This is a genomic window from Amycolatopsis sp. CA-126428 (genome assembly GCF_002904335.1).
In the GTDB taxonomy this organism is placed as follows: Bacteria; Actinomycetota; Actinomycetes; order Mycobacteriales; family Pseudonocardiaceae; genus Amycolatopsis.
Window position 1 is genome coordinate 26,420 of the sequence record NZ_PPHF01000128.1, and the last position, 25,016, is coordinate 51,435.

At 71.2% G+C, this 25,016-nt stretch carries 24 protein-coding genes; 16 read left to right on the plus strand and 8 right to left on the minus strand.

Features of this window, described 5'->3' with window-relative positions; all coding sequences use genetic code 11:
* Positions 1–149: 149 nt before the first annotated feature.
* The 8 genes from C2L58_RS31015 (at position 150) to C2L58_RS31050 (ending at position 11,706) form a co-directional block, all read left to right on the plus strand.
* Positions 150–464, plus strand: a complete 315-nt coding sequence (locus C2L58_RS31015) for a bifunctional 3-phenylpropionate/cinnamic acid dioxygenase ferredoxin subunit (protein ID WP_103341222.1) — start codon at positions 150–152, stop codon at positions 462–464.
* Between the two features lie 180 nt (positions 465–644).
* The gene (gene mtrA, locus C2L58_RS31020; protein ID WP_005150760.1) at positions 645–1,322 is read left to right on the plus strand and encodes an MtrAB system response regulator MtrA; all 678 of its coding nucleotides are present in this window, start codon (positions 645–647) and stop codon (positions 1,320–1,322) included.
* Positions 1,323–1,329: 7 nt separating this feature from the next.
* Positions 1,330–3,054, plus strand: coding sequence for an MtrAB system histidine kinase MtrB (gene mtrB / locus C2L58_RS31025; RefSeq protein ID WP_103341223.1), 1,725 nt, complete (start codon positions 1,330–1,332; stop codon positions 3,052–3,054).
* The gene (locus tag C2L58_RS31030; protein WP_103341224.1) at positions 3,051–4,787 is read left to right on the plus strand and encodes an LpqB family beta-propeller domain-containing protein; all 1,737 of its coding nucleotides are present in this window, start codon (positions 3,051–3,053) and stop codon (positions 4,785–4,787) included. Before mtrB ends, C2L58_RS31030 begins: the two co-directional genes overlap by 4 nt.
* Positions 4,788–5,365: 578 nt before the next feature.
* On the plus strand, positions 5,366–5,689 hold the full coding sequence (locus C2L58_RS51735; protein WP_441296334.1) for a hypothetical protein: 324 nt from the start codon (positions 5,366–5,368) through the stop codon (positions 5,687–5,689).
* An 870-nt stretch (positions 5,690–6,559) separates the two neighbouring features.
* Positions 6,560–7,246, plus strand: coding sequence for a ribosome hibernation-promoting factor, HPF/YfiA family (hpf, locus tag C2L58_RS31040; protein WP_103341226.1), 687 nt, complete (start codon positions 6,560–6,562; stop codon positions 7,244–7,246).
* A 296-nt stretch (positions 7,247–7,542) separates the two neighbouring features.
* A complete protein-coding gene (secA, locus tag C2L58_RS31045; RefSeq protein WP_103341227.1) occupies positions 7,543–10,428 on the plus strand; it encodes a preprotein translocase subunit SecA in 2,886 nt (961 codons plus the stop codon).
* A 66-nt stretch (positions 10,429–10,494) separates the two neighbouring features.
* Positions 10,495–11,706: a cytochrome P450 gene (locus tag C2L58_RS31050; protein ID WP_103341260.1), complete on the plus strand. Its 1,212-nt coding sequence runs from the start codon at positions 10,495–10,497 to the stop codon at positions 11,704–11,706.
* 192 nt (positions 11,707–11,898) lie between these two features.
* On the opposite strand, the gene C2L58_RS51405 is transcribed toward C2L58_RS31050, so the two are convergent.
* Positions 11,899–12,357 (minus strand): Rv3235 family protein, encoded by a 459-nt coding sequence (locus C2L58_RS51405; RefSeq protein ID WP_103341228.1) that lies wholly within the window; start codon positions 12,355–12,357, stop codon positions 11,899–11,901.
* Between the two features lie 171 nt (positions 12,358–12,528).
* On the opposite strand from C2L58_RS51405, the gene C2L58_RS31060 reads away from it, so the two are divergent.
* Complete coding sequence (locus tag C2L58_RS31060) at positions 12,529–12,918, plus strand: HAD-IA family hydrolase (RefSeq protein ID WP_233226039.1); 390 nt, start codon at positions 12,529–12,531, stop codon at positions 12,916–12,918.
* Positions 12,919–12,921: 3 nt separating this feature from the next.
* Here C2L58_RS31060 and C2L58_RS31065 read toward each other — a convergent pair whose 3' ends face one another.
* On the minus strand, positions 12,922–13,683 hold the full coding sequence (locus tag C2L58_RS31065) for a TrmH family RNA methyltransferase (protein ID WP_103341229.1): 762 nt from the start codon (positions 13,681–13,683) through the stop codon (positions 12,922–12,924).
* A gap of 34 nt (positions 13,684–13,717) precedes the next feature.
* Here C2L58_RS31065 and C2L58_RS31070 point away from each other — a divergent pair, with 34 nt between their 5' ends.
* Both C2L58_RS31070 and C2L58_RS31075 read left to right on the plus strand, forming a co-directional pair.
* Positions 13,718–15,124 carry a WS/DGAT/MGAT family O-acyltransferase gene (locus C2L58_RS31070; protein WP_103341230.1) on the plus strand — a complete coding sequence of 469 codons (1,407 nt, stop codon included), beginning with the start codon at positions 13,718–13,720 and terminating at the stop codon, positions 15,122–15,124.
* On the plus strand, positions 15,121–15,612 hold the full coding sequence (locus C2L58_RS31075; RefSeq protein ID WP_103341231.1) for a DUF6912 family protein: 492 nt from the start codon (positions 15,121–15,123) through the stop codon (positions 15,610–15,612). The genes C2L58_RS31070 and C2L58_RS31075 overlap by 4 nt, the downstream gene beginning before the upstream one ends.
* Before the next feature lie 272 nt (positions 15,613–15,884).
* On the opposite strand, the gene C2L58_RS31080 is transcribed toward C2L58_RS31075, so the two are convergent.
* The 4 genes from C2L58_RS31080 to rsgA form a co-directional block, all read right to left on the minus strand.
* A complete protein-coding gene (locus tag C2L58_RS31080; RefSeq protein WP_233226042.1) occupies positions 15,885–16,715 on the minus strand; it encodes an NAD-dependent epimerase/dehydratase family protein in 831 nt (276 codons plus the stop codon).
* Positions 16,716–16,775: 60 nt separating this feature from the next.
* Entirely contained in the window at positions 16,776–17,528 is a 753-nt protein-coding gene (locus C2L58_RS31085; protein ID WP_103341232.1) for a hypothetical protein, read from the minus strand.
* Positions 17,529–17,700: 172 nt separating this feature from the next.
* A complete protein-coding gene (locus C2L58_RS31090; RefSeq protein ID WP_103341233.1) occupies positions 17,701–18,585 on the minus strand; it encodes a hypothetical protein in 885 nt (294 codons plus the stop codon).
* A gap of 101 nt (positions 18,586–18,686) precedes the next feature.
* Positions 18,687–19,709 (minus strand): ribosome small subunit-dependent GTPase A, encoded by a 1,023-nt coding sequence (rsgA, locus tag C2L58_RS31095; protein ID WP_103341234.1) that lies wholly within the window; start codon positions 19,707–19,709, stop codon positions 18,687–18,689.
* A gap of 106 nt (positions 19,710–19,815) precedes the next feature.
* Here rsgA and C2L58_RS31100 point away from each other — a divergent pair, with 106 nt between their 5' ends.
* Positions 19,816–20,574 carry an SOS response-associated peptidase gene (locus tag C2L58_RS31100; RefSeq protein ID WP_103341235.1) on the plus strand — a complete coding sequence of 253 codons (759 nt, stop codon included), beginning with the start codon at positions 19,816–19,818 and terminating at the stop codon, positions 20,572–20,574.
* The gene (locus C2L58_RS31105; protein WP_103341236.1) at positions 20,571–21,179 is read left to right on the plus strand and encodes an alpha/beta hydrolase family protein; all 609 of its coding nucleotides are present in this window, start codon (positions 20,571–20,573) and stop codon (positions 21,177–21,179) included. The genes C2L58_RS31100 and C2L58_RS31105 overlap by 4 nt, the downstream gene beginning before the upstream one ends.
* A 141-nt stretch (positions 21,180–21,320) precedes the next feature.
* On the opposite strand, the gene ybaK is transcribed toward C2L58_RS31105, so the two are convergent.
* Positions 21,321–21,797, minus strand: coding sequence for a Cys-tRNA(Pro) deacylase (gene ybaK / locus C2L58_RS31110; RefSeq protein ID WP_103341237.1), 477 nt, complete (start codon positions 21,795–21,797; stop codon positions 21,321–21,323).
* A 192-nt stretch (positions 21,798–21,989) separates the two neighbouring features.
* On the opposite strand from ybaK, the gene C2L58_RS31115 reads away from it, so the two are divergent.
* On the plus strand, positions 21,990–22,613 hold the full coding sequence (locus tag C2L58_RS31115; RefSeq protein WP_013229712.1) for a sigma-70 family RNA polymerase sigma factor: 624 nt from the start codon (positions 21,990–21,992) through the stop codon (positions 22,611–22,613).
* Positions 22,610–22,930: a mycothiol system anti-sigma-R factor gene (rsrA, locus tag C2L58_RS31120; protein WP_103341238.1), complete on the plus strand. Its 321-nt coding sequence runs from the start codon at positions 22,610–22,612 to the stop codon at positions 22,928–22,930. The genes C2L58_RS31115 and rsrA overlap by 4 nt, the downstream gene beginning before the upstream one ends.
* A gap of 67 nt (positions 22,931–22,997) precedes the next feature.
* Here rsrA and C2L58_RS51555 read toward each other — a convergent pair whose 3' ends face one another.
* Entirely contained in the window at positions 22,998–23,072 is a 75-nt protein-coding gene (locus C2L58_RS51555; protein ID WP_098515123.1) for a 50S ribosomal protein bL37, read from the minus strand.
* 70 nt (positions 23,073–23,142) lie between these two features.
* Here C2L58_RS51555 and C2L58_RS31125 point away from each other — a divergent pair, with 70 nt between their 5' ends.
* Positions 23,143–24,663, plus strand: a complete 1,521-nt coding sequence (locus C2L58_RS31125) for a sensor histidine kinase (RefSeq protein WP_103341239.1) — start codon at positions 23,143–23,145, stop codon at positions 24,661–24,663.
* Positions 24,664–25,016: the final 353 nt, after the last annotated feature.

A 25,016-nucleotide genomic window follows, 5' to 3' on the forward strand; every position in this document is an offset into this window, starting at 1 on the left:
TTTTGCGGGGCGCCTATCGGCTGAGTGGGGGAATCTCTTGACGAGGACGCCCCCGAAGCCGGATTGTTGCGCAAGTTGCACATCGTCTCACAATGCGCAACTTTCACGTACCGCCCCGGCATCCCGCCAGTCGTTCTCCGGAGGCCCCGATGATCCGAGCCTGCGCCGTCGCCGACCTGCCCCTGGGGGAGGCGCTCCGCCTCGGCGGTCCCGCTCCGATCGCGGTGTTCCACACCGAGGACGGCTTCTTCGCCGTCGACGACACCTGCACGCACCAGGACGCTTCGCTCGCCGACGGCTGGCTCGAAGGCTGTTTCGTCGAGTGCCCGCTGCACGCCGCGCGGTTCGACCTGCGCACCGGCGCGCCCACCTGCCTGCCGGCGAAGGCCCCCGTGCGGACCCGCCGCGTGGTCATCACCGACGGCGCCGTGTACGTCGACGCGCCCGTGCCGGCCGTTCCCTGAAACTCTCCTCGCAGGTCCGTGAAGGCCGCATCGAGGGACCCCGAGTCCCTTCGGTGCGACCTTCACGGACCGTCCACCGGCACCCGGATGGAGCAGGGAGCTCGCGCGATCTTGATCTTTCTGGTGGTCAAACACGCGGGTCGTGCGTGCGGGCGCCGGAACTAGTGCGAATATGTGGACATGAAGGCACGTGTTCTCGTGGTCGACGACGACCCCGCCCTCGCGGAGATGCTCACCATCGTGCTCCGTGGGGAGGGGTTCGACACGGCGGTGGTCGCCGACGGCTCACGCGCGCTGCCCGCGCTGCGTGAGCTCAAGCCCGACCTCGTCCTGCTCGACCTGATGCTGCCCGGGATGAACGGGATCGACGTCTGCAAGGCGATCCGCGCCGAGTCCGGGGTGCCGATCGTCATGCTCACCGCCAAGAGCGACACCGTCGACATCGTCCTCGGCCTGGAGTCCGGCGCCGACGACTACGTCGTCAAGCCGTTCAAGCCGAAGGAGCTGGTCGCGCGGGTCCGTGCCCGCATGCGCCGCACCGAGGCCGAGCCGGCGGAATCGCTCACCATCGGCGACCTGGCGATCGACGTGCCGGGCCACGAGGTCACGCGCGAGGGCAAGGCCATCCCGCTGACCCCGCTGGAGTTCGACCTGCTGGTGGCCCTGGCGCGCAAGCCACGCCAGGTGTTCACCCGCGAGGTGCTGCTCGAGCAGGTGTGGGGTTACCGCCACGCGGCCGACACCCGGCTGGTGAACGTGCACGTCCAGCGGCTGCGCTCGAAGGTGGAGAAGGACCCGGAACACCCCGAGGTGGTGTTGACCGTTCGCGGCGTCGGGTACAAGGCCGGCCCGCCGTGATGAGTCGATGAGCACGGAGACCGGCAGACGGGTCCCCGCGTTCGCGCGTTCGACGGCACGCCTGGTGCGGCGTGTCGTCGTTTTCGCGCGCCGCCGCGCGGTCGCGTTCAACGAGCTGTGGAAGCACTCGCTCCAGTTCCGCGTCACCGTGTCGACGCTCGCGCTGTCTTCGGCCGTGGTCTTCGTGCTGGGCATGGTCCTGCAGAACCAGATCACCGAACGGCTGCTGGACACCAAGCGCACGGCGGCGGTCGCCCAGACCCGCGCGGCGGCGGAGACGGCCGCCGGCGAGCTCGTCGGCCTCGGCTCCGAGAACGTCGAAGCGCTCACGAACCGGCTCGAGAACGCGCTGAAGAAGATCGCGATCACGCCGACCAGCCAGGACGCGGCCGGGTCGGCGGCGGGGACGTTCGTCCCGGTGCTCGCCAGCGGCGGCCACGACCAGTCCGGCGCCACGCTGGCGTTCGCCGGCCCGTTCGAGAACGTGCCGCCGCGGCTGCGCCAGTTCGTCGAAGCCGACCAGATGAGCTTCCTCGAGCACACCGTCCCCGAGTCCGGCGGCGGCCGCACGACGTACCTGATCGTCGGCACGCCGTTGAGCACCGTGGCCGTCCCGCTGCAGCTGTACCTGCTGTTCCCGCTGACGACCGAGCAGAACACCGTCTCGACGGTGCAGAACACGTTGCTGGTCGGCGGGCTCGTGCTGCTGCTCCTGCTGGCGGGCATCACGAACCTGGTGACGCGGCAGGTGGTCCGCCCGGTCCGGCAGGCCGCCGCGGCGGCCGAGCAGTTCGCCGGCGGCGACCTCGACCAGCGGCTCGCCGTGCTCGGCGAAGACGACCTCGCGAAGCTCGCCGTGTCCTACAACGGGATGGCCGCGAGCATCCAGCGCCAGATCCGCCAGCTCGAGGAGTTCGGCGGCCTGCAGCGCCGGTTCACCTCCGACGTCTCGCACGAGCTGCGCACCCCGCTGACCACCGTCCGGATGGCCGCGGACGTGCTGCACGCGTCCCGCGAGCAGTTCCCGGCCGGCCTCGCGCGGTCGACGGAACTGCTGGTCGACGAGCTCGACCGGTTCGAAGCGCTGCTCGGCGACCTGCTGGAGATCAGCAGGCTCGACGCCGGTGTCGAGGACCTGTCGGCGGAGTTCATCGACGTCCGCCCGATCGCCACCCGCGCGGTCGAGCAGGTGCGGGTGATCGCCGGCAACGCGGGCAGCTCGGTGGAGCTCGTGCTGCCCGAGGAAGAGGTGATCGCCGAGGTCGACGCCCGGCGCGTCGAGCGGATCCTGCGCAACCTGCTCGCCAACGCCGTCGACCACAGCGAGGGCAAGCCGGTGGTGCTGACGGTCGGGGCGAACGAGACCGCCGTCGCCATCACGGTCCGCGACCACGGTGTCGGCCTGCGGCTCGGCGAGGCGGACCTGGTGTTCAACCGGTTCTGGCGCGCCGACCCGTCGCGCAACCGGCGCACCGGCGGCACCGGGCTGGGCCTGGCGATCAGCCAGGAGGACGCGCGCCTGCACGGCGGTGAGCTCGACGCGTGGGGCGAGCCCGGCCACGGCGCCTGCTTCCGGCTCCTGCTGCCGCGTCAGCAGGGCGTGCCCGTCGGGGACTCGCCGCTGGTCCTGCCGCCGCCCGACCGGTTCGCCGGCGAGGTGCCGCTCGGGATCATCGACGTCACGCCGGCGCCGGAGGCGATCTTCGCCGAACGTGAGGGAATCGGTCAGTGAAACCACACGCTCTCCGGGGGGCCGGGGCGAAGGTCCTGCTCTCGGTCCTGTGCGCGGTGCTGCTCGCGGGCTGCGCGAACGTGCCGCTGGAGTCGCAGCCCCAGGTGGTGCCCGGCGAGCGGCAGGGCCAGAGCTCGGGTGACGTGGTGCCGGAGCCGCCGCCGGGGATCGACCCGCTGTCGCTGGTCCGGGCCTTCGTCGGGGCGACGCTCAAGCCGGGGCAGAACAACGTCGCCGCCCGGGCGTACCTGGACGAGCAGGGCCGGGCGGCCTGGCGGCCGAGCCGCAGCCTGACGATCATCCAGGACACCTTCGGCACGGTCTACGACACCGGCCCGCCGCCGGACCCGGGCACGCAGGTCGTCAACGTCCGCGGGATCGACATCGGCACGCTGGACCAGAACAGCGCGTTCGTGCCGGACTACAGCTCGGCGCTGCTGCAGGTGAAGGTGCGCAAGCAGCCGAACGGCCAGTGGCGCATCGTCGACCCGCCGGCCGACCTGTACGCGACCGAGTCCGACTTCACCGAGAACTACACGCCGGTCCCGGTGAGCTTCTACTCGGAGTCGTCGGCCACCTTCGTCCCCGACCGGCGCTACGTCCTCGCGAAGCCGCAGTCGGGGCTGCCGGGCCGGGTGATGGACCTGCTGGTCAGCGGGCCGTCGACGAGCCTGGCCGGCGCGGTGAAGAACCTGCTCGGCGAACCCATCGAGATCGACACGAACGTCAAGAGCCTCGACGACGGGACGCTGGTGGTGCCGCTGACCGGGCTCACGGGGGTGCCCGAAGACATCCGGAACCTGATTGCGGCGCAGATCGTGCTGTCCCTGCAGTACGTCACGTCGGCCCGGATCCGCATCCTCGCCGACGGCGCCCCGCTCGTGCCGAACCACCCGGACTGGCGGCAGAGCGACCTGCCCGCGTACGGCGCGTCGCTGTCGATCAGCTTGCAGCTGCCGGGCTTGATGACGGTCGGCGGCCGCGTCCGTTCCCTCGGTGACGGCGCCCCGGTGCCGGGCCCGGCGGGCAACGGCGGGTACGACGTCGTGAGCGCGGCCCAGTCGATCGACGGCAAGCGCCTGGCGGTGGTCGAGCGCAGCGGCGGCGGCGTGCGCCTGCGGATCGGCGACCTCGGCCACGACCTGGCGTTGACCGCCCTCGGCGGCAGCTCCCTGACCCGCCCGACGTGGCGCCCCGGCACGGGCGAGCTGTGGACGGTGGTCGACGGGCCGTCGGTGGGCCGGATGGTGCTCGACCAGAACGGCCAGTGGACGGCGCTGAGCGTCAACGCCACGGACCTGACCCAGCAGGGCGACCTGACGGAACTCCGGTTCTCCCGCGACGGCGCGCGCGTCGCGGCGGTGATCAAGGGGCAGCTGTGGGTGGCCTCGGTGGTCACCAACGGCGACTCGGTGTCCCTGCGCGAGCCGCGCCACCTCCAGCCGCACGAACTCGAGGACGTCGTCGACGTCGACTGGGTCGCCCCGGAAAGCCTGGTGGTGGCGACGAAGTCGCCGTCCCAGCCGGTGGTCAAGGTGACGGTGGACGGCCAGCGGATCGACCCGTTCAACAGCAGCAACCTGACCCCGACGGTCCACGGCGTGACAGCGGCCCCCGGCCGCCAGATCGTGGTCGCGGACGCCAACGGCCTCTGGACGGCGTCGGTGCTGGGCGAGGTGTGGCGGCCGCAGAGCCACACGATGAAGGACGCGGATCCCTTTTATCCGGGCTGATCTTTTTCACTCGGGTGGGTGACGTCCGGGCGTTCGAAACTGTCGGTGCCGGTCGGGACACTGTCGGTGTGCTGAAGAGACTGCTCGATCTGCTGATCCCCAGCCGCTGCGCCGCGTGCGGAGCCCGGGGCGAGCCGTGTTGTGCCCAGTGCGAGGGGGTGTGGGGTGCGGCCCGGGAGGTGGTGCGCGCGCCCACGGCGGGGTTGGTGCGGGTGTTCGCGCTGGCCAGGTACCGCGGGGTGGGCCGGAGGTTGTTGATCGCGTACAAGGAGCGCGGGCGCCGTGACCTGGCGCCGTCGTTGGGGAGGGTGCTGGCGGAGGCGGTGATGGTGCTGCCGTTGGAGTTGACCGCGGTCGGCGCGCCTGGTGGGGTGTCGGTTCGGTCGGGCGCCATTCCCGCAGGGTCCGGTGGGCCTTCGGCCTGGCCGCATGCCAGCCCGGCGCGATCGGACGGCGCTCGCGCCGCTCCGACATCTCCCCCGGGTGGGGCTGCTCAGCCCACATCCCCGAACCCGGCGGCCCGCTCCGCCCGGGCGATTTGCCTGGTCCCAGCCCCGAGCCGCCCGTCGGCGGCGCGGGTGCGAGGCGGCCCGCACGTCGAACGCCTGGCCCACGCGGCAGCCAGCGTCCTCGCGGCGCAGGGCATCGAAGTCGCCGTCGCGCCCGCGTTGGAGCTGGCGGGCGCAGCCCGCGACGCGGTCGGCTTGAGCCGCGAACAGCGCATGGCCAACCTCGCCGGCCACCTGAGGTTCCGCGAGGCCGGGCGCCCGCCGCCGGGATTCAGCGTCGTGGTCCTGGACGACGTGATCACCACCGGGGCCACGGCGGCCGCCTGCACCGGCGCGCTCGCGGCGGCGGGAGTTACGGTCTCCGCCGTCCTGACCCTGCTGGCCGCCGGCTGAACCGGCCGGGCTCGCCGCCGTGCGCTGAAAACCGATCCATGTGCACCACTGTGGACCTTCCCCGGGAACCGCGCAGGCCGGCGAGAGCGGCCACAAGCGACGGCTCCCGGCCGAGCCGCGCCGACTCGACCGGGTGACGCAAGTCGTGCGCGGCAACCCCGACCCAGGCGAACCGTGCCCAGCAAACCCCGAAACACGCCGGAAACAACGTGGTACCGGTTCCGCGCCTCACCCCGATCAACCGCCCCCGACCCGCACCGCAACCGACTTCTCCCCAGCTCAAGCCGCAAAAAAGGACCCCACCGAGAACCCCTTATCGCGCCCGGGTGAACCTCCCGTCACCTACACGAGTGACAACCGCCGGGAACGCGAGCGGACCGGTGCCCGTTGTCCGGGCATGAGGGTGTCGATCACGATCACTCGGCCGCCGCACTACTCCACCGGAGTGGCGGCTGTGGGAGATCGGGCTGTCACCCTGGGCGTCCACCAGCAGGCAGCGGTGCGCCGTCCGTGTGAAAGCACGGCGATCGCGCCGCGTCCGACCAGCGGGTGTTTTGCGGTGCCCACTTCGCGATCACTGCGCGGGGTGACCGAGTCCCATCCCCTGACATCCCCCGGCTCGGGGGCTGTTGTAACGGGCGTGAGGAAGCTAACGTGCTCCGCAATCAGCAATCCCCGCAGGCAGGGAGGTGACGAGCCCATGTCCCTGGCGCCGGAGGTGCGCTGAGTCCGCGCTCGGTCACCGGAACGAGACGTCGTCCACCGTTTCCGAGTTCCTTCTCAGCCCGCGATCCGGGCTTACGTCCCCGCAATACCGGCGCCGTGTGTGAACACATCAGCTCGCAGTCATCTCAGCGAGGGAGGTCGTGTATGGACATCGTCGTTAAGGGCCGCAACGTGGAGGTGCCCGACCACTATCGGGCACTTGTCAGCGAAAAGCTGGCCCGCCTCGAGCGCTACGACAGGAAAGTCATCCGGTACGACGTGGAACTGTTCCACGAACCCAACCGACGCCAGGCCAAGAGCTGCCAGCGCGTCGAAATCACCGGAAAGGGGCGGGGCCCGGCCGTACGCGCTGAAGCGTGTGCCGCCGACTTCTACGCGGCGCTCGATTCCGCAGTCACCAAGCTGGAAAACCGGCTGCGGAGGACACACGACCGGCGGCGCGTGCACTACGGCCGCAGCCGTCCGGAATCGGTCGCCGAGGCGACCTCGGCACTGCCGGGTGGTGGATCCCCGGCCGCAGCCAGTCCCGCCGCGCGTACCGCGGTGTTGGACGCACCCGAAGCCGAACCTCAGTCGAACGGCTTCGCGAGTGCCGAAGAATTCCACCTGCCCCAGCAGCAGAGCTGGGCCGACGACGACCTGGGTCACCAGCCCGGCCGCGTCGTCCGCGAGAAGCAGCACACCGCCGACCCCATGACGGTGGACCAGGCTCTCTACGAGATGGAACTGGTCGGCCACGACTTCTACCTCTTCAACGACTCCGACGCGGGCCGGCCCAGCGTGGTCTACCGGCGGAAAGGCTTCGACTACGGCGTGATCCGGCTCGGCTGAGCCGGGCTCGAAGGAGGCCGGACGGAGGGTCCGCACGCGCTCGCGTGCGGGCCCTCCGTATGTCAGAACCTTATTCTGGTTAGGCCGGCGCTACAGACCGCAGGCCGTCCACCTACGTGACATTCGCGCCGGCCGACGGCTGAATAAGGTTCTCAGGACGTACGGCGTGTGCACACCACGGCCACCGTTCCCTACGATGGGGGTGGGAAGGTGGCGCCGAACTCGGCCGCCACCGCGGGAGAACCTGCCCGGGACCGGCCTGGGCGTGCTCATATTCAGCTAGTGAGGTCGACCGGATGGTGCTGAACCGCCTGCTCCGCGCGGGTGAGGGCAAGATGGTGAAGCGGCTGCGCAACATCGCCGATCACATCAACACCCTCGAAGACGACGTCAAGGACCTGACCGACGCCGAGCTGCGGGCCAAGACCGAGGAGTTCCGCAAGCGGAACGGCGACGGCGAATCCCTCGACGACCTGCTCCCGGAGGCCTTCGCGGTCGTCCGGGAAGCGGCCAAGCGGGTGCTGGGCCAGCGTCACTTCGACGTCCAGCTGATGGGCGGCGCGGCGCTGCACCTCGGCCAGGTCGCCGAAATGAAGACCGGCGAGGGCAAGACGCTCACCTGCGTCCTCCCCGCCTACCTCAACGCCATCCCCGGCAAGGGCGTCCACGTCGTCACGACGAACGACTACCTGGCCAAGCGCGACTCGGAGTGGATGGGCCGCATCCACCGCTTCCTCGGCCTCGAGGTCGGCGTGATCCTCTCGGAGCAGCAGCCGGACGTCCGGCGTGCCCAGTACAACGCCGACATCACCTACGGCACGAACAACGAGTTCGGCTTCGACTACCTGCGCGACAACATGGCGTGGAGCCTGGACGACTGCGTCCAGCGCGGCCACTACTACGCCATCGTCGACGAGGTGGACTCGATCCTCATCGACGAGGCCCGGACGCCGCTGATCATCTCGGGCCCGGCGGACCAGTCGTCGCGCTGGTACGTCGAGTTCGCGCGGCTCGTCCCGCTGATGAACGGCATCGACACCACCACGATGGGGTCGCGTGAGCGGGTCGAGAAGACGAACCTGATCAACTCGAAGTACCACTACGAGATCGACGTGCGGAAGCGCACGGTGGCCGTCACCGAGAAGGGCGTCCGGTTCGTCGAGGACCAGCTCGGCATCGACAACCTGTACGAGGCCGCCAACACCCCGCTGGTCGGGTACCTGAACAACGCGCTCAAGGTCCAGGAGCTCTTCCACCGCGACAAGGACTACATCGTCCGCAACGGCGAAGTCATGATCGTGGACGAGTTCACCGGCCGCGTCCTGCACGGCCGCCGCTACAACGAGGGCATGCACCAGGCGATCGAGGCCAAGGAAAAGGTCGAGATCAAGGCCGAGAACCAGACCCTCGCCACGATCACGCTGCAGAACTACTTCCGCCTCTACGGCAAGCTGGCCGGGATGACCGGTACGGCCGAGACCGAGGCCGCCGAGTTCCACCAGACCTACAAGCTGGGTGTGGTGCCGATCCCGACGAACCGCCCGATGGTCCGCCAGGACCAGCCGGACCTGATCTACAAGACCGAGGAAGCGAAGTACGAGGCCGTCGCCGAGGACATCGCCGAGCGGTTCGAGAAGGGCCAGCCGGTGCTGGTCGGCACCACGAGCGTCGAGAAGTCGGAGCGGCTGTCGAAGCTGCTGGTCAAGCTGAGCGTCCCGCACGAGGTGCTGAACGCGAAGCACCACGACCGGGAGGCGCTGATCGTCGCGCGCGCCGGCCAGAAGGGCGCCGTCACGGTCGCCACGAACATGGCCGGCCGCGGTACCGACATCGTGCTGGGCGGCAACCCCGACCTCATCGCCGACCAGGTGCTGCGGGAGCGCGGCCTGGACCCGGTCGAGCACTCCGAGGAGTACGAGGCCGCCTGGCCGGAGGTCTTGGAGCAGGTCAAGGCCGAGTCCAAGGCCGAGGCCGAGGAGGTCCGCGAGGCGGGCGGGCTGTACGTGCTGGGCACCGAGCGGCACGAGTCGCGCCGCATCGACAACCAGCTCCGCGGCCGGTCCGGCCGGCAGGGCGACCCGGGCGAGTCCCGCTTCTACCTGTCGCTCGGTGACGAGCTCATGCGCCGCTTCAACGCGACGATGGTCGAGCGCGTCATGACGACCATGCGCCTGCCCGACGACGTGCCGATCGAGCACAAGATGGTCTCCAAGGCCATCAAGAGCGCGCAGACCCAGGTCGAGCAGATCAACATGGAGCAGCGCAAGGACGTCCTCAAGTACGACGAGGTCATGAACGAGCAGCGCAAGGTGATCTACGCCGAGCGCCACCGCGTCCTGGCCGGCGAGAACCTGCGCGACCAGATCGAGGGCATGCTCGTCGACGTCGTCAACGCCTATGTGGACGGTGCGACGGCCAACGGCTACGCCGAGGACTGGGACCACGAGAAGCTGTGGACGGCGCTGAAGACGCTGTACCCGGTGAGCATCGAGTGGGACGACCTCATGGAGGACGGCGACCTCGACGAGAGCAGCCTGCGCGACGCGCTGGTCCAGGACGCCCGCAACGCCTACGACAAGCGCGAAGCGGAAATCAACGCGCTCGTCGGCCCGGAGGGCATGCGGACCCTGGAGCACCAGGTGATGCTGACGGTCCTCGACCGCAAGTGGCGCGAGCACCTGTACGAGATGGACTACCTCAAGCAGGGCATCGGCATGCGGGCGCTCGCGCAGCGCGACCCGCTGATCGAGTACCAGCGCGAGGGCTTCGACATGTTCCGCGCGATGCTCGACTCGCTGAAGGAGGAGGCCGTCGGCTTCCTGTTCAACCTGCAGGTCGAGCGCGCCGAGGCCCCGCCGGCCGAGGAAGCCGCGGCGGTGCCGACGGGCGTCCCCACCGGCAACGGCCAGGCGGCGGAGGGCCGGCACGCGCGGCCGGCGCCGCCGCAGCCGCCGACGACCGACACCGAGTCCGTCCCGGCCGCCCTGCGCGGCAAGGGCCTCGGCGGCGGTGGCCAGCAGCCGGGCATGACGCTGTCCGGGCCGGGGGAGGACGGCGAGGTCGAGTCCCACGCCGAGGGCGAGGCGCAGGCCGCGGGCGGTGGCGCCGGCGGGACCCGCCGGGATCGTCGCGCCGCCCAGCGTGACGCCGCCAAGAAGGGCAAGAAGGGCCCGCGTCGCTGACACGGGTGTGACCGGGGTGCGCGGCTGGTCCGCGCGCCCCGGTGTCATGAACGGGGGAGGGGCTTGGTGACGTCGGCGGATCCGCAGGAGTTCTTCGCGTTGTTCGCGGCCGAGCGGCGGCCGGACCCGTACCCGGCGTACCGGCGGTGGCGCGAGCGGTGGCCGGTCGCGGCCCTGAACGAGCGGATGTTCGTGGTGAGCGGCCTCGCCGAGGCGACGCACGTGCTGCGCGACCCGGCGTTCGGGCACCCCGAGCCCGAGTACCTGGATCCGGCGGACCGCCTCCCGGACCAGCCGGTCGACGAATCGGGACGCGTGGTCCGGGCGTTCCTCTCGCTGAACCCGCCGGACCACACGCGCCTGCGGCGGCTGGTGGCGAAGGCGTTCACGCCGCGGATGGTCGAGCAGCTCACGCCGCGCATCGAGGAGATCGCGGCCGCACTCGTCGCCCGCGCGCCGGCGGAGTTCGACGTGATGACGGCGCTCGCGAAGCCGTTGCCGGTCGAGGTGATCGCGGAACTCCTCGGCGTACCGCTGGACGATCGCGAGCGGTTCGCGGAGTGGTCGCACGCGATGGCGCGGGCGCTGGACCCGCCGTTCCTGCAGCGCCCGGAGACGTTCGAACCGGCGGTCAGGGCCCGCCAGGCGTTCGTGGGCTACTTCCGTTCGCTGGCGGCCGAGCGGCGGCGGGAGCCGGGCGACGACCTGCTTTCGGCGCTGGTGGCGGTGTCCGACGCGGGCGACGTGCTCACCGAGGGCGAGCTGCTGGTGACGCTCACGCTCCTGCTGATCGCCGGCCACGAGACGACGACGAACCTGATCGGCAACGGCGTCCTGGCGCTGCTGCGCGGCCCCGACGGCCTGAAACCGCTGGGCACGGACGGCGAGAACGCGGCGCGGGTGGTGGAGGAGGTGCTGCGCTACGACTCGCCGGTCCAGCTGACGGCCCGCACGGCCCTGCGCGACACGGAGCTGGGCGAGCTGGCGGTACCGGCGGGCAGCCAGCTGATCATGGTGCTCGGCGCGGCCAACCGCGACCCGGCAACGGGCCCCTCCCCGGAAACCTTCGACCCGGCGCGGGAGCCGGGCCGCCAGCTGGCGTTCGGCCAGGGCATCCACTTCTGCCTGGGCGCGCCATTGGCGAGGTTGGAGGCCCGCATCGCATTCCGCGAACTGGCCCGCCACCGCCCGGACCTGACCTTGGCGGGCCCACCGGAGTGGAACCCGACGGCGACCTTGCGCGGCTTGTCGGCCCTTTCCGTGGCGAGCGGCGGTTAGGTTCCGGCGCGACGCTGGCCGCGACGACAAACGTGGCTCGGGCGGACCGTGCCGCAGCGACGCGGCGCGGTCCCGTGAGTGGCGGCGGTCGGCGTGGCGCGCCCCCGCGAGCCGTCGGCAGGGCGGGGCACCTGAACCCGCCTCACCTCGCCGCTCTTGCGACGGGTGGCGAGCGGCCCGCACCTCCCCGCTTCACGCCGCCCGCCGGATCGGGTTGGCCGGCTGCTGCGGCTTCAACAGCGCGAACCGCACGCACCGCCAGCCGGTCGGGGTGCGGGTGAAGCGGGCCGCCAGTGCGAACGAGCGGCCGTCCGCCTCCACGCGGGCGCACGCCTCGACCACCTCCGGTGCCGGCGTGCACGTGTGGATCGTCTGCGTCCGGTGCCGTGGCCGCGTCCGGCGTGGCCCGATGAACCCCGCGTACACCTCCGGCGCCACCAAGGCGCGGACCTGCGCCGCCGGGCGGCGGCCGTCGTAGGCCTCCAGCAGCATGTTCAGCAGGTGGCCCACCTCGCCCGCGTCGAGTTGCCGCGGCGCCGGGTACCGCGCGTCGCCGCGGTGGGGCACGCTCGGTGTCCCCTCTGCCGGACGGTCCGCCCGGCGAGGCACCTCGCAGTGGACCAGTGTTCGCAACCGGTGTTCCTCGATCATTTTCCTTCCCTCCCTGGCTCGGCATTCGCTTAGAGGGGGAACGGGCCGGAAAAGACACCGGAATCGCACGATCCGGGCGGAAACCGCCGAAGCTGTGGATTCCTGCCGGCCATTGCGGTAAACCCCCGCTCGGCGAGACACCGCGTCCCGGCCCCGGCTATGGTGTGCCGGATGCTGAAAGGGTTGTTGGTCGATTTCGCCGGTGTTCTCACCGATCCCGACGCCGGCCGGTTCTACGACTACCTGGCGGCCGCACGCGAGCGCGGCGTCCGCACCGCGCTGCTGTCCAACGCGCCCCGGGCCTCGGACGAGGTCAAGAACACGATGTCCGGCTTCTTCGACGCCCTGGTGTTTTCCGGCGAGGTCGGCGTGGCCAAACCGGACCCGGCGGTCTACCTGATCGCGGCCGAGCGGCTCGGGCTGCCCGCCGCGCGCTGCGCGTTCGTCGACGACTCGGCGGCGAACGTCCGCGGCGCCGTCGAGGCGGGCATGGTCGGGGTGCACCACCGGTCGGTCGGCGAGACGCTGGACGAACTCGCCGTGCTGTTCGCGGCCGGGTGAGGGTCAGCGCGCGCGGCGGACCAGCTCGAACGACAGCACCGCGGCGGCGGCCGAGACGTTCAGCGACTCGACGTCACCCGGCATCGGGATGGACACCCACTCCGTGACGAGCTCGCCGACCTCCGGCCCGACACCGGCCGTCTCGCCGCCGAGGACGAACGCGGCGCGCTGCGGCAGGTCGATGTCGAACACCGTCGTGCGAGCCGACGCGCCCAGCGCGTAGAGCCCGTAGCCGGCTTCGGTCAGCATCTCGGCGGCCTCGCGCGCCGAGCCGCAGCGCAGCACCGGCGCCCGGAACGCCACCCCCGCCGACGCCTTGACGACCAGCGGGTCCAGCGCCGCGACGCCGCGCCGGGGCACGATCACCCCGTCCAGGCCGGCCGCGGTCGCCGTCCGCAGGATCATGCCGACGTTCGCGGGCGTGGTGATGCCGTCCAGCAGCAGCACCCGCGACGGCGGCCGCCGGTCGCCCAGCGCCGCGGAAAGCGCTCGCATCCGCGGGGCGAGGACGTCGGCGAGCACGCCCTGGTCCTGCTTGCCGTTGCCGGCGAGCACCTTGACCCGGTGGGCACTGGCGCGCTGCACCGGCACGCCGGCCTCCTTCGCCGCGCGCTGGATCTCCGCCGCGCCGGGCCCGCGGGCGGTGTCGGCGAGGATCACCTTGTCCACGCGCAGGTCGTCGTCCGCCAGTGCCTCGAGCACCGGCTTCCGGCCGTACACGGTCAGGAAGCGGTCCTTCGGCGAGATTGTCGACTCATCACCCACACCCCGCAGTCTCGCATCATGAAAGGATCGGCCCATGCCCGACCGCCTTTCCGCGCTGGACGCCTCGTTCCTCTACCTCGAGGACCACGCGACCCCGATGCACGTCGGCGGCGTGGCGATCTTCGAGCGGCCGCGCTCCGGGTTCGGCTACGCACAGCTGGTCGACCTCATCGGCGGGCGGCTGGCCTACCTGCCGCGGTACCGGCAGCGCGTGCTCGAGGTGCCGGGTCACCTGGCGCGGCCGGTGTGGGTGGACGACGTCGACTTCGACCTGAACTACCACGTCCGGCGCTCGGCGCTGCCCCAGCCGGGCAGCGACGAGCAGCTGTTCGACCTGGTCGCCCGCCTGATGTCGCGGCGGCTGGCGCCGGAGCGGCCGCTCTGGGAGGCGTACTTCATCGAGGGGCTGGCCGGCGACCGGGTGGCGCTGGTGACGAAGACCCACCAGTCCGTTGTGGACGGTGTCGGCACGATCGACCTCGGCCAGCTCATCCTCGACCTGGAGCCGGCCGAGCCGGAGCCGTTCGTGGACATCTGGACGCCGCGCCGCGAGCCGAGCCGCACCCAGCTGGTGCTGGACGCGGTCAGCGAGGGCGTCCAGCGGCCGGGCGAGGTGGTGGAGAACGTCCGGTCGGCGGCGAACGACGCGTTCGCGGCGGCGGGCAAGTTCGCCGAGACCGTCGGCGGCGTGGCGTCGACGCTGCGCACGCTGGTGAGCCCGGCGCCGCCGGGGCCGCTGAACGTCCGGGTGTCGGGTGGTCGCGTGTTCGGCGTGGTCCGCACGCGGCTGGAGGACTTCCGCAAGATCCGCGCGGCGCACGGCGGCACGGTCAACGACGTCGTCCTCGCGGCCATCACGGGGGCGCTGCGCGAATGGCTGCTTTCGCGCGAGGTCCAGCTCACGCCGGACACGACGATCCGCGCGCTGGTGCCGCTGGCGGTCCGCGACGCCGAGACACCCGCGTACTCGACGCCGGGGCTGGTCGGCAACCAGGTGGCGGCGTACCTGGTGGACCTGCCGGTCGGCGAGCCGAACCCGGTCCTGCGGCTCCAGCACATCGGGCACGCGATGGCCGAGCACCTCGATTCGGGCCGTTCGGTGGCGGCCCGCGGCCTCCTCAAGGTCGGCGGCTTCGCCCCGGCTACGCTCCATTCGCTCGGCGCGCGTGCGGCGGGGTCGCTGTCCGGGCGGATTTTCAACGTCATGGTGACCAACTCGCCGGGTCCCCAGGTGCCGATGTACGCGGGAGAGGCCAGACTGGTCGAGATGTTCCCGGTGATGCCGCTGATGCGCACCCAGGCGCTGGCGATCGGGGTGACGTCCTACCACGGCGGCGTCTACTTCGGACTGAACGGCGACCGCAAGGCCGCGTTCGACGTCGATCTGGTCGCCGGGATGATCGAAGAGTCCTTGGAAGAGCTGAAGGGTGCGCACTGGTGAGGGTTTATCTGCCTGCGACCATCGCGATGCTTCGCGACCTCGAGACATCGGGGGAGTTCCGCGCCCGCAGCGGAACGGCCTTCGCGCTGACGCCGGCGTTGCGCGAGGCGTACTCGAGCGGGTCGGACGAGGAGCTGGAGTACGCGGCGTTGCTGGACGCGGCCCGGGCTTCGTTGCGCCTGATCGCGGCGGAGGAGAAGGGCGAGCCACGCCGGGTGGTGGTCTCGGCGGACGTCGCCGGAGTGACCCTGCGCCCGGACCTGGACGCACCGGTGGTGCGAATCGGCGGCCCGATCCCGCTGTCGGCGGTGGCGGCGATCCACGTGGACGCCCCGGAGGCGGCTGAAGCGGTGACCGCGGCGGCGGCGGTGATCGACGCGGCCGACCTGGGGGATCCGGACGCGGAGTTCACTTTGGGGGATGCGGAGGACCACGAGCTGGCTTGGTATGCGCCGCAGGAACTGCCGTTCCTGCTGGAGCTGCTCTGAGTTGTCCTCAATGGCGGTCGCCTGTGGACAACGGGGTTTGAGCAGGGGTTTTGTCGGGGGTGGCCGGTAGACTGGACTTGGGGACGCCCCCCTGGGAGGGCGGGGGACTTTTGTCGGGGCTGACGGGCGGGCCGCAAAGACCGCCGGGGCTTCGCGAAGCCACTCCCCGCGACCAGCACAGACGATGTTGCCGGAACCCTGCCACGGAGAGCGGCGAACGCGAGCCGCGAAGACGTCAGTCCGCGAACCACTCCGGCCCCGGCACCGGTCGTTCACACCGCCACCCGGTCGCCTCCATGAGCTTCTCCGACACCACCCGCTTGTGACCGCCCCATCGGCTCCGCCAGTGGTAGCCGGGAAACCAGCCACTTCGGTACCGCCCGCGCCTTCCGCACCCCCGCCGCCTCGGCCATGGCCGCTCCGAGTGCGCCCTTGAGGACCGGTGGCGCTCCCACGTTGTAAACCCCCGAAGGTGCGTCCAATGCGGCCACCGCCGCCGCGGCTGCGTCGGATGGGTGGATCGGCGTTGTCCAATCGTCGCGGGAGCCCATGATCAACGGTGCTCCGTGCCGGGCCGCCGCCAGCATTGCTGATGTGGTCGCGTCCGGGCCCACCAGCAGGCCGATGCGCAGCCGGACCACCGTGCGGTCCGTCAGCGCCGCCACGTTCTCGTGGGCCGTCAGCGAAGACGCCGTCACTCCGCCCGGGCGCAGGGGCGCGTCCTCGGTCAGCGGAGCGGACCCGCCGTCGGCGTACACGAACGAGATGCCCTCCTGGACCACGATCCGCACCTCTTCGACCTGCCGGACCGCCGCCGCCAGCGCGGCGCTTCCCGCCACCCGGACCCGGTCGTTCTCTGCCCAGCCCGAGCGCCGCGTCATCGCGCGGGGACCCGGGATGCGCGTCGCCAGGTTCACCACCGCGTCATGGCCGCGCAGCGCCGTGACCAGCGACGGCACCGAAAACAGCTCCCCGATCACCGGCTGGGCGCCCGTGGCCGCCACCCGTGCGGGGGATCGCGCCAGTCCGCTCACCTCGTGGCCCGCCGCCCGCAGCCGGGCCACCGCCCGTGTGCCCAGCACGCCCGTCGCCCCGATCACCATCACCCGCACGTCCGTCTCCTTTCGACCGAAGACCGGACGAGACGCGCGCGCGAAACGTGACTAGCCGACCTCGGCCGCGGGCGGCGGCTGGACGTCCACCGGTGTGCCCCAGTCCGAATAGCGCGTGGTGATGCGGGCTTCCGAGCCCGGCAGGATCGGCGACAGGTCCAGCACGATCTGCAACGGCCGGTGCGTCTCGTCGAGCCACAGCTCCACCGGGAACTTGCCGCCCACCCGGCCCGCCGCGTCCGCCGGCAAGCCCGCCGGCAGGTCGGTGCCCAACCGGGCCAGCTCCAGGTCGACGCGGTAGTGCTCCGCCGCCACTCCGCCCAGGTCCGTGCGCTCGGCCGCGATGATCGTGCCCGCCGTCCGGATCTCGCCGAGGGTGTGTGCCGGGTCGTTCTGGGCGGCCAGCTGCGTCAGGCTGGCCCCGAGGACCTGGGAAAACGGGTCCGTGCCGTCCGCCGCGACCACCACCCACGGCTTGCCCGTGCCGACCTCGTCGCGTGAGCCTTCCGGCACCTTCGCGTACAGCTTCCCGGCCACCAGCCGCAGCTCCACCGGCTCGCCGAGGAAGTCGGTCGTCATCACCTGGGCCGTCCCGCCCGCGCCGAACCGTGCCTGGCCCTGGCCCTTCGACCGGACCGAGCCGACCGCGACGTCCGTGCCGAACTTCGCCGAGCCGCCGCTCGCCGTGGCCGCCGTCGCGGCGTCGGCCAGCGCTCGCGCGTCCTCGAACGCCGGACGTCGCGGCGGGTCGGAGCAGGCACCGGCGAACAGGGCGAACAGCAGCACCACGGCGGCTTTGCGCATGGCGCCAACAAAAACACAGCGGCTCCCCCGAACTCATTCGGGGGAGCCGCCGCTACTGTGCCGGTAGGTACTGATCCGGCCACAGCCACGGCCGGATGACTTTGCAGCGGCGGTTACGTGCCGCGCGCGGGCCGGCCTGCTTTCGGCCGGATCAGTACTCAGCGTCGTCCGGTCAGCGACCGGCCTTCTTCATCAGCTCGCCGAGGTCGACGACCTGGTCGGCGGGCGGGGCCGTCACGTCGACCTGGGTGCCCCAGTCGCTGTACTTCATCGTGAACTTCGCGTCGCCGGCCGGCGCGCCCAGCGCCTGCATCATCGGGCCCTGGTCCATGGTCACCTGCACCGGCAGGTTGTCCTTGTTCAGCCACAGCTCGGCCGGGAGCTTGACGTCCTTGCCCTTGAGCATGTCGGTGAGCTTGTCGCGCGCCGCGGCCGGGACCTGGCCGGTGAACTGGTCGACGGCCTTGGCGACGTCGAGCTCCACCTTGTAGTGGTTGACCTTCTCGCCGTTCAGCTCGGTCTGGTCGGACGAGATGATCCGGCCCGCCTTGGAGATCTGGTCGAGCATCTTGCTCGGGTCACTCTGCTCCGCCGACTGCGACAGCGCGCCGCCCAGCGCCTGCGAGAACGGGTCGTTGCCGTCGGCCGCGATCTTGGCCCAACCCTTGTCCGTACCCAGCTGCTTCTGCTCTTCGGCGGGCAGCTTGATGTACATGACCTTGTCGACCAGGCGCATCTCGGTGGTCTGCCCGGCGGCGGTGCTCGTCATCGAGAACCGGGTGTCCGTCTCGTCCATCGCCATCGCGCCGGTGGCGCTCAGCGTCTGGCCGGCGGCGGAGCCCTCCATGGTGAACTTCGCCGACTTCGACTTCACGGTGTTCTGCTTGGACGCCGACGCCAGCTGGATCGCGTCGGTGAACGGCGAAGCGAGGCCCGCCGACTGGCTCTGCCCGCCCGCGGCGGCCGGTTCGGCGGTGCCGGTGGCGGAATTGCCGCTGCACGCGGTCAGCGTGAGCACCAGCGCGGCGCCCGCGGCGACCAGAGTGGTCTTGCGCATTGAGTTCCCCTCAGAGTCGGATCTTCCGCTCGGCATATCGCCTGATCGGGTGATTGGTTACCGATATGACGGAGACGACCGGCGATCGGTTCCCGGTTGTCTCAGGTCTCAGTGGCGCGGGTCACATCGTGGCCCCCACGTGACGCCAGCAGGCGCCGCAGGGACGCAAGCCGCTCCGGGCTCGCCTTCCCTTCGGTGACGACGTCGTCGAGCGCGCAGCCCGGGTCCTCGGGCGCGCCCAGGTGCCCGCAGCCGGACGGGCACTCCTCGGCGGCCGCGGCGAACTCCTCGAAGGCGTCGACGATGTGATCCGCCGTGACGTGGGCCAGCCCGAACGACCGCACGCCGGGCGTGTCGATCACCCAGCCGCCGCCGGGCAGCGGCAGCGCCACCGCGGCGACGGACGTGTGGCGCCCCTTGCCGACCCCGCTCACCACGCCGACGGCCAGGTCGGCGTCCGGGACCAGGCGGTTGACCAATGTCGACTTGCCGACACCGGAGTGGCCGACCAGCGCGGTCAGGTGGTCTTTCAGCAGCTCGTCGAGGCCTTCGGGCTGTTCGTCGTGCCGGCTGACGATCACCGGGATGTCGAGGCCCGCGTAGCCAGCGAGGAGCTCGTCCGGGCTGGCCAGGTCGGCCTTCGTCAGGCACAGGACCGGCTCGACGCCCCCCGCGTAGCAGGCGACGAGGCAGCGGTCGATGAAGCCGGTGCGCGGTGGCGGGTCGGCCAGCGCGGTGACGATCAGCAGGCGCTCGGCGTTCGCGACGACCAGCCGTTCGTACGGGTCGGTGTCGTCGGCCGTGCGCAGGAGCGAGCTGGTGCGCTCGTCGACGCGGATGATCCGCGCGAGGGTGTCCGGTTTGCCGGAGACGTCCCCGACGATGCCGACCCGGTCGCCGACGACCACCGGGGTCCGGCCCATTTCACGGGCCCGCATGGCCGTGATCACCTGGGCCGGATCGGCGTCGATCGCGCAGGTCCAGCGGCCGCGGTCCTTGCCGATGACCATGGCCGTGACGGCGTCGGCGTGCTCGGGACGGCGCTTGCTGCGGGGCCGGGTGCCCTTGCCTGGACGCACCCGGACGTCGGACTCGTCCAGCTTGCTCCAGTCGTTGCGCGCCAAACCCGTCGTCCTCTCGTGTGCCGGTGCCCACCCGAATGATCCCACGCCGCTCGCCACGGCCCTGGCCTGCGTGTAACGATGACCCAACCGGTAGAGGAGGTTGGCCATGTGCGGGCGCTACGCCGCCACGAAGGACCCGGCGAAGCTGATCGAGGAGTTCGACGCGATCGACCTCACCGAAGGCCACGCGCGCGCCGACCACAACGTGGCACCGACGAAGAACGTGGTCACGGTCGTGCAGCGGCACCCGCGTGACGAAGACGGCCAGGTCCTCGAGGACGAGCCCGCCGAGCGCTCGCTGCGGATGATGAAGTGGGGCCTGGTGCCGTTCTGGGCCAAGGACCCGTCGGTCGGCTCGCGGATGATCAACACGCGCGCCGAGACGGCCGCCGAGAAGCCGGCCTTCCGCCGCGCGCTGGTGTCGCGCCGCTGCCTGGTGCCCGCCGACGGCTGGTTCGAGTGGCGCCGCACGGGCAAGGAGAAGGAGCCGTTCTACATGACGGCGCCTGACGGTTCCTCGATCGCGTTCGGCGGGATCTGGGAGAGCTGGCGGCCGAAGGACGACGACAAGGCCTCGCCGCTGATCACCTTCTCGATCATCACGACCGACGCGGCCGGCCAGCTCACCGACGTCCACCACCGGATGCCGCTGATCGTGCCGCGCTCCCACTGGGACGGCTGGCTGGACCCCGACCGCGAAGACGTCACCGACCTGCTGGTGCCGACGCCGGACGACATCGTGGCGTCGCTGGAGCTGCGGCCGATCTCGAGCAAGGTGAACAACGTCCGCAACAACGGGCCCGAGCTGCTGGAACGGGTCGATCCGGCGCACGAGGGCGCCCTGTTCGACGCGCCGAAGTCATGACGGCCCTCCCGATCGAGACCGCCCACGGCCCGGCGCGGGTGTACCTGCACTGCGCCGAGGAGGGCGTGGCGGTGCTCATGCTCGGCCACGGCGCGGGCGGCGGGCTCGAAGCGAAGGACCTGGTGGCGGTGACGCGCGCGGCGCGGGCGGCGGGTGTGCACGTGGCGCTGGTCGAACAGCCCTACCGGGTGGCGGGCCGCCGCGCGCCGGCCCCGGCGAACCAGCTGGACACGGCGTGGCTGACGGTGGCGGACGAGCTGTCGGAGCGTTTCGACGGCCTGCCGTTCGTGTTCGGCGGCCGGTCATCGGGCGCGCGGGTGGCCTGCCGGACGGCGTCGGCCGGGCAGGCGGTGGCGGTGCTCTGCCTGGCGTTCCCGGAACACCCGCCGGGCCGGCCGGAGAAGTCGCGCCAGCCGGAGTTCGACGCGGTCGAGGTGCCGACCCTGGTGATCCAGGGCGAGCGCGACCCGTTCGGGCGCCCGAAGCCGGGTCCGCACCAGGAGCTGGTGCTGGTGGACGGCGACCACAGCTTGGGGAAGGACCTGGAGGCCATCTCGCGCGCGGCGACCGAGTGGCTGTCGCGGGTGCTGCGGCCGCTGGCCTGAGTTGTCCACAATGGGGTCGGTTGTCCACAGATTTGCCGAGGGGCGGGTTTTGCGCCCCTGCTGCCGATAGGCTGGACAGGGGCCGCCCCCCAGGGACGGGCGGGGGCTGTCCGGTCGCTCCCTAGGGGGCATTCCTGCAGCTCAGGCCCCGATCGGCGCCACCGCGGCCCCGGTCAGCCGGATCAGCTCACCCGGTGCCAGCTCCACTTCCAGCCCCCGCCGTCCGGCCGAGCAGAACACCGTCTCGAACCCCTCCGCCGAGGCGTCGATCACCACCGGTAGCCGGCTTCGGTGGCCCAGCGGTGAGATCCCGCCGAGCACGTACCCCGTCGCCCGCTGGGCCGCCGCCGGGTCCGCCATCTTCGCCTTCTTGCCGCCCGCCGCGGCCGCCAGTGCCTTCAGGTCCAGCTGGCCGGTGACCGGGACCACGCCCACCACGAGCCGGCCGTCCACCTCCGCGACCAGCGTCTTGAACACGCGTGCGCGGTCCAGGCCCAGCGCTTCCACCGCTTCCAGCCCGTACGAATCCGCCCGCGGGTCGTGGTCGTAGGCGTGCAGCGTGTGCGCCACTTTCTGCTTCACCAGCAACGCCGTCGCCGGGGTGCCCTTGCCAGCCATGGCGGAAGTCTAGGGAATGCCCGATCCCCCCGATCGGTTGTACCGGATGTGACAACAACGCTCGCCACCACACGCTCACGCAGCCGCCGCAGTTCCCAGGCACCGGCGAACCGCGGCGTGCCCGGTCCCCGCGTAAACTCGGGTCCGCCGTATGCGCGCACGCGCATCGACGCCGAGCGGGAAGGGAACGGTTTGCCGAGCACGCAGAACTCAGCGCCGGAAGAAGCGACCGAGGCCGAGCGCGCCGAGCGTTTCGAGCGGGACGCGATGCCGCTGCTCGACCAGCTGTACTCGGCCGCGATGCGGATGACCCGCAACCCCGCCGATGCCGAGGACCTGGTCCAGGAGACCTACCTCAAGGCGTACGCGGCCTTCGCCTCCTTCAAGGCGGGGACGAACCTGAAGGCCTGGATGTACCGCATCCTGACCAACACCTACATCAACGGCTACCGCAAGCGCCAGCGGCAGCCGGTGCAGGCGCCCACCGAGGAGATCACCGACTGGCAGATCGCCAAGGCGGAGAACCACACCTCGAGCGGGCTGCGGTCGGCCGAGGTCGAGGCGATGGACAACCTGCCCGACACCGACGTCAAGGCCGCCCTGCAGAAGCTGCCCGAGGAGTTCCGGCTGGCCGTCTACCTGGCCGACGTCGAGGGCTTCGCGTACAAGGAGATCGCCGAGATCATGGACACGCCCATCGGCACCGTGATGTCCCGCCTGCACCGCGGCCGCGCCCAATTGCGCGACCTGCTCGCCGACGTGGCCCGGGAGCGCGGTTTCATCCGAGGTGCCCAGGAAGAGGTGGCCGGGCGATGAACGACATGTGCGAAGGCGCGTCCGACAAGGTCCGCTGCGAAGAGGCGCTCGCCGACATCTACCTGCTGCTCGACCGCGAGTGCAGCCCCGAGCGTGACGCCGCGTTGCGGTCGCACATCGAGGACTGCCCGCCGTGCCTCGAGGAGTACGGCATCGACGAGCACATCAAGCAGCTGCTGGCCCGCAAGTGCGGCGGCGACCACGCCCCGGCCGAGCTGAAGAGCCGGCTGCGCGCGTCGATCCGCCAGACCGTCGCCACGCGCGGCGGCGTCACCGTGGAACGCACCGAGATCACCCTCGAGCAGCGCTCCGAGTAGCGCGCCTGAGCACGACGAAGGCCCCCACGCTGGTGCGTGGGGGCCTTCGTCATGCCGACGCCGGGAATCAGGCGTTGGGCTTCTTGCCGTGGTTCGCGCCGTTCTTCTTCCGGTCGCGACGCTTGCGGGCGCGCTTCGACATGTTCACTCCTCGTCGTCAAAGGTTCCTGGTCAAGTGTGTCATGACGGTCCGTTCTGGTTGGATGGGGTGCGTGTCCACGCTCGCCGAACTGCTCGCCGACAACACCGGCCTCCCGGGGGAGGCGGCGGATCACCTGCAGACCGTCGTCGCGGAGTGGCAGCTGCTGGCCGACCTGTCCTTCGCCGACTTCCTGCTCTGGGTCCCGGTGACCGAAGAACTGCAGCCGGACGGCGGTGACTTCGTCTGCGTCGCGCACGCGCGGCCGACGACGGCGCCCACGGCGCACCCCGAGGACGTCGTCGGCACGCGGTTCACCGTCCAGGAGCACCCGCAGCTGGCGAAGGCCATGCGCGAGGTGCGGATCTGCCGCGAGGAGGACCCGCACTGGTACCGCGACCTGCCGATGCGGCGCGAGGCGATCCCGGTCCGGTTCCACGACGAGGTCATCGCCGTGATGAGCCGCGAGACGAACCTGGCCGCGCCGCGGGTGCCGTCACCGCTGGAAATCGCGTACCTGGGCAGCGCCGGCGACCTGTGCCAGATGATCGTCGACGGCACGTTCCCGCCGAACGGGACGAACGCGACCGACACGCACACTTCGCCGCGGGTGGGGGACGGGCTGATCCGCCTCGACTCGAGCGGCACGGTCGTGTTCGCCAGCCCGAACGGCCTGTCCGCCTACCACCGGATGGGGCACGAGTCCGACCTGGTGGGGACGCGGCTGGCGCCGTTGACGCGGTCGCTGATCCGCGACCCGTTCGACGCGACCGAAGTGTCCCACCGGATCATCGAGGCCCTCGACGGGAAGCCGTCGAGCCGCACGGAGGCCGACTCGCGACGCGGCGCCGTGGTGCTGTTCCGCGCGTTGCCGCTGCGGCCGGCCGGGCAGGCGGCGGGCGCGCTGGTGCTGGTCCGCGACGTCACCGAGGTGAAACGGCGTGACCGCGCGCTGCTGTCCAAGGACGCGACGATCCGGGAAATCCACCACCGGGTGAAGAACAACCTGCAGACGGTGGCCGCCTTGCTGCGGCTGCAGTCCCGGCGGACGTCGTCGGAGGAGGCCCGGCTCGCCCTGGCGGAGTCCGTGCGCCGGGTGACGTCGATCGCGCTGGTGCACGAGGCGCTGTCGATTTCCGTGGACGAGCGCGTCGACCTCGACAAGCTGCTGGACAACGTGCTGCCGATGGTCGGCGAGGTCGCCACGGCGGAGTCGCAGGTCGGGCTGTCGCGGAAGGGCTCGTTCGGGGTGGTGGTCGCGGAGATCGCGACGCCGCTGGTGATGGTGCTGGCCGAACTGGTGCAGAACGCGATCGAGCACGCGTTCCCGGCGGGCCGGTCGGGCAAGGTCGAGCTGATCGTGGAGCGTTCGGCCCGCTGGCTGGACGTCGTGATCCGCGACAACGGCCGTGGCCTGCCGTCGGGGTTCTCGCTGGAGCGGTCGGACGGGCTCGGGCTGCAGATCGTCCGGACGCTGGTGGAGTCCGAGCTGCGGGGCTCGCTGTCGCTGCGGAAGGTGCGGCCGGAGACGTCGGCGACCCGCGTGACGGGGACGGAAGCCGCGCTGCGCATCCCGCTGTCCCGCCGCCTCTGACGGTCGCGTACTCAGCCGGACGACACGCGTATCTGGGCGGACGACACACGTACCCAGGTGGACGACTCGCGTACTCAGAGGGTCGGTTCGCGTACTTGGAGGGTCGGTTCGTGGGCGCGAATGCGGATCTCGCGTGATTGGGAGGTCGACACGCGTGATTGGAGGGGCATCACGCGTGATTGGGGGGACGACACGATGAAGGCCCGGCACCAGGTGCGTGGTGCCGGGCCGTTCAGCGTTTCGTGGGAGGTTGAAGTCCCGGTGAGGTTTCACCGCACCCGTCGCCAGGTGGTTTCGCCTCGGTTGTTAAGCTCAGGTCGGGTAGGTATCACCCCAGACGGCGTGGGCACGAC